Origin of the sequence: Flavobacterium cyanobacteriorum, from assembly GCF_002251835.1 — a bacterium.
Taxonomy (GTDB): domain Bacteria; phylum Bacteroidota; class Bacteroidia; order Flavobacteriales; family Flavobacteriaceae; genus Flavobacterium; species Flavobacterium cyanobacteriorum.
Window position 1 is genome coordinate 1 of the sequence record NZ_NOXV01000110.1, and the last position, 3,518, is coordinate 3,518.

General features: G+C 43.6%; 5 protein-coding genes. All 5 read right to left on the reverse strand.

What is annotated here, in order from left to right:
* Positions 1 to 339: 339 nt before the first annotated feature.
* The 5 genes from CHU92_RS01300 to CHU92_RS01320 all read right to left on the reverse strand — a co-directional run bounded on the left by CHU92_RS01300 (position 340) and on the right by CHU92_RS01320 (position 3,344).
* Positions 340 to 615 (reverse strand): GNAT family N-acetyltransferase, encoded by a 276-nt coding sequence (locus CHU92_RS01300; RefSeq protein WP_094411818.1) that lies wholly within the window; start codon positions 613 to 615, stop codon positions 340 to 342.
* 4 nt (positions 616 to 619) lie between these two features.
* Positions 620 to 1,516 (reverse strand): pirin family protein, encoded by an 897-nt coding sequence (locus CHU92_RS01305; protein WP_094411820.1) that lies wholly within the window; start codon positions 1,514 to 1,516, stop codon positions 620 to 622.
* A 72-nt stretch (positions 1,517 to 1,588) separates the two neighbouring features.
* On the reverse strand, positions 1,589 to 1,945 hold the full coding sequence (locus tag CHU92_RS01310; RefSeq protein WP_094411822.1) for a cupin domain-containing protein: 357 nt from the start codon (positions 1,943 to 1,945) through the stop codon (positions 1,589 to 1,591).
* Positions 1,942 to 2,571, reverse strand: a complete 630-nt coding sequence (locus CHU92_RS01315) for an alpha/beta hydrolase (protein WP_094411824.1) — start codon at positions 2,569 to 2,571, stop codon at positions 1,942 to 1,944. Before CHU92_RS01315 ends, CHU92_RS01310 begins: the two co-directional genes overlap by 4 nt.
* 68 nt (positions 2,572 to 2,639) lie before the next feature.
* Positions 2,640 to 3,344: a ring-cleaving dioxygenase gene (locus tag CHU92_RS01320; RefSeq protein WP_243389538.1), complete on the reverse strand. Its 705-nt coding sequence runs from the start codon at positions 3,342 to 3,344 to the stop codon at positions 2,640 to 2,642.
* Positions 3,345 to 3,518: the final 174 nt, after the last annotated feature.

The window sequence follows — 3,518 nt, forward strand, 5'->3', positions numbered from 1 at the left end:
CGGCATCCTCCCCGCCGCCTGCTTTCGCGGCGGGGAGATATAGCTGACAGCAGGAAAGGTGATAACAAAAATGCACTTAGCCTGCTGCTCAAAATGGTAATACTGCTTATCAGGATTAAGCAATTATAAGGTATTAACACCCTTTTCCGGGAATGAAACCTCCTTAAACAATAAAAGAGCGGTATTTATTTCATTTTCAGGAATATCACTAATACTGACAAGGCTGTTTTTTAATTGTAACTGAATTGGTCCCAATTTAAATAGTATTAGTTTTTGAATTGACAGTAAAACTTTAGTTTACAGGAGTACAATCAAAATCTTTATTATCCTGTAAAACTGCTAAGCCAGCACATCACGAATGTCTTCCTTACGGTCGAACATCTTCTTTGCAAAGGGGCAGAGCGGTACAATTTTTTTATTGTTTTCACGTGCATAGGCTACGGCTTTATCCAGTAATTTCATCCCTACGCCCTTAAAATCGGGGTTACCGATAGTATGTTCTATAATAAATTTGTCCCCGCCGGCCCAGACATAGGTCATAATACCGGCTTCGGTACTGTTTTCGATGGCCTTCCAGTGTCCTTTTTTGCCATCATCGAAATGTTTTATTTCCATTGTATCAGTGTTTTGTTTTAAAGTTATTGTTTTGTGGAGGTAGCGGTACAAAACCTGTTTCGCCCGGTATTTCGGGGAATTCCCTCTTAAGCCACCTTTCTTTTGCATTTTCTATGAGCTCGGGTGTGGTTGCCACAAAATTCCAGTAAATATGCCTTTGTTCCGGGAACGGCTCGCCGCCGAAAATATATACTGTGGTATTTTTGTTCATTGTAAACCCGCACGCTGAAGCATTTTTAGTGACCAGTAACTGTTTTGGCTCAAAAGTATACCCGTCAATTTCAATACTGCCCTCAAGGATGTATAAGCCACTTTCGCCGTATAATTCGCCCATAAAATCTATATGATGTTTTTGTGTGCTCTTCAGTTCGAGGTAGTACAGCGGGCTGTAGACGGGTACGGGAGATTTTTTGCCCAGCACTTCCCCTGCAATCAGTTTTAGCTGTACCCCGTCCTGCTCCCAGGCAGGCAGTTCTTCTGCTTCAATATGCGCGAAAGAGGGTTCCATCTGTTCCAGTTCCTTTGGCAGTGCCACCCATATTTGCAGTCCATGCATTACCTTATCAGAAGAACGAAGGTAATCAGGTGTGCGTTCGGAATGTACAATGCCTTTACCGGCTGTCATCCAGTTTACGGCACCGGGTTTTATTTCCATTTCAATACCAAGGCTGTCACGGTGCATTATGCTTCCCTCAAACAGGTAGGTTAGGGTAGAAAGCCCAATATGCGGGTGTGGGCCGATATCAAAATTTTCATGGTCATTCAGGTGAGCAGGGCCCATGTGGTCAATGAATGCAAATGGCCCTACTGTACGCTTATCTTTAAAGGGCAGTAGCCGCCCCACCAGGAAGTTCCCAATATCGCTGGGGCGTTCTTCTATAATAAGGTTAATGTTTGACATAGCGGGTTGTTTTGTGGCAGAAAGTTACAGATTTAATATGACAGAAAGGTTATATATGTATTAATAATTACCTCATAAAGTAATAAATATTGATGATCTTTCCGCAAGTGTTACATTCCTTGTCCTGTGGCCCCTGCCTGTTGTGTCTTCTACAAGTAAAACATGGCCTGCTGTAAACTTCCTTTTTTCATCTGATGAAACTTCCAGTTCGATTTCGCCATCCAGCAGGATGATGTACTGCCTTGCGGGGGCATTATGAAAATCATAGTCATACTGCCCTGTAACTTTCCTGAAGATGATTGTCCCGCCCTGCTGCGTTTCTGACAAAAAGCCTATTTTGCCTTTGTCAGTAAGCGGTATGGCAATGTCTTCAAAATGCGACTCCCCATCAGCGTCAGCATAAACCCTTGTAATGTGAAACGCCTTCATCGTCCAAAATGTTGGCTGAGCCACACGGCAGAAAGTTGAATGTCTTCACGCACCAGTTGATGGCCCGTAATCAGGTTGTGAAATTCTAAATCAAATCCCATCTTTTCAAGATTATCCACATATACTTTTGTATCAGCAGGATTTACAGTATGGTCGGCTTTTCCTGAGCTGAAAAAAACGGGTACATTAGCCGCTTTTTTTGCTACTGTGAAATCTTTAAAAGGCTGCATTGGCCGGTACAATATTGCTCCTGCCAGCAGTTCCGGATATTTTACCAGTGTGGCACCCGCAATATTTGCCCCGTTAGAGTAGCCCAAAGCTATAATTTTAGAAGCATCAAAGCCTTCTTTAAAGGCAAGTCCTTTTATAAATGCCACCAATTCATCGGTACGGAAATGCAGGTCCTGCTCATCAAATATGCCCATGCCCAAACGTTTAAAAAAGCGGGGCATGCCGTTTTCGCTGACGTTGCCCCTCAGGCTTAAAATATTGTAGTTATTGCTTAAGTCAGCGGCTAAGGGCAACAGGTCGTTCTCATTACCGCCGGTGCCGTGCAGCAGCAGTAAAGTATAAGCATCAGGATGGCCTGAAGGCTTGTAGATATATTGTAATGGTTGAAAGTTCATAGTCAATATTTTAATACTACAGGTGCCATGGACAGGCCGGACGTGACACCTGTAGTTGTGAGAGTTAATTAATTTATGGGTACTAAATGCGCTTCAATATCATCACGGCGTGATTCATACTGTGCAGGCAGCTTTAGGTTTTTACCGAGTTCTTCAAGCGTTTCATCAATGAGGAAACCGGGATTATCAGTTGCAATTTCAAACAGTACGCCGCCCGGTTCCCTGAAGTACAGGCTATGGAAATAGTTCCTGTCAATTTGCGGGGTTATATTCAGGCCACGTTCGGCTACCTTCTGGCGGAAGTGCATTAGCGTTTCGTCATCCTTTACCCTGAAGGCTACGTGGTGTACTGTGCCGTTGGCCACATGGCCGCGTTTTTCATCTTTAAGTTCAACAAGGTCTACTATAGCAGCATTCCCTACGGCATCAGTAGCGTAGCGGTAGCGGTTCACATCCTGTGCTATAAGTTTATAGCCAAAAATTTCAGTGAGTATAGCAGCGGTACCGCTTATAGTATTCAGCGTGATGGTTACATTATGAAATCCCCTTGTGGCCACATCAGCCTTTACCTCACCGGTTTCCCAGGGTTTGCGTGTATCAGTTATATTGGTTTCAATAAGTTCCAGTTTAAGCCCGTCAGGATCAAGGAATGTAAGGTAACGCTCTCCAAAACGTTCAGCCGGCTTATTATAAATTACATTGTGTTTTTCAAAACGGTCTACCCAAAAATCAAGGCTGCCTTTGGGGACAGAATACCCAATTTCGGTAGCCATGCCTGTGCCCCTGCGTCCTTGTGGTATGCCGTCTCCCCAGGGGAAAAAGGTAAGGATGGTTCCGGCGCTCCCGGTTTCATCCCCAAAGTAAAAGTGGTAGGTTCCGGGGTCGTCAAAATTTACTGTTTTTTTTTTTAGTACACGACAAAAAATATAATTGATTAAAAATCAATA

What these genes read in the sequence shown, in the direction of transcription:
- CHU92_RS01300 (WP_094411818.1), bottom strand. Translation starts at nt 615, where the DNA reads ATGGAAATAAAACATTTCGATGATGGCAAAAAAGGACACTGGAAGGCC.
- CHU92_RS01305 (WP_094411820.1), bottom strand. Translation starts at nt 1,516, where the DNA reads ATGTCAAACATTAACCTTATTATAGAAGAACGCCCCAGCGATATTGGG.
- CHU92_RS01310 (WP_094411822.1), bottom strand. Translation starts at nt 1,945, where the DNA reads ATGAAGGCGTTTCACATTACAAGGGTTTATGCTGACGCTGATGGGGAG.
- CHU92_RS01315 (WP_094411824.1), bottom strand. Translation starts at nt 2,571, where the DNA reads ATGAACTTTCAACCATTACAATATATCTACAAGCCTTCAGGCCATCCT.
- CHU92_RS01320 (WP_243389538.1), bottom strand. Translation starts at nt 3,344, where the DNA reads ATGGCTACCGAAATTGGGTATTCTGTCCCCAAAGGCAGCCTTGATTTT.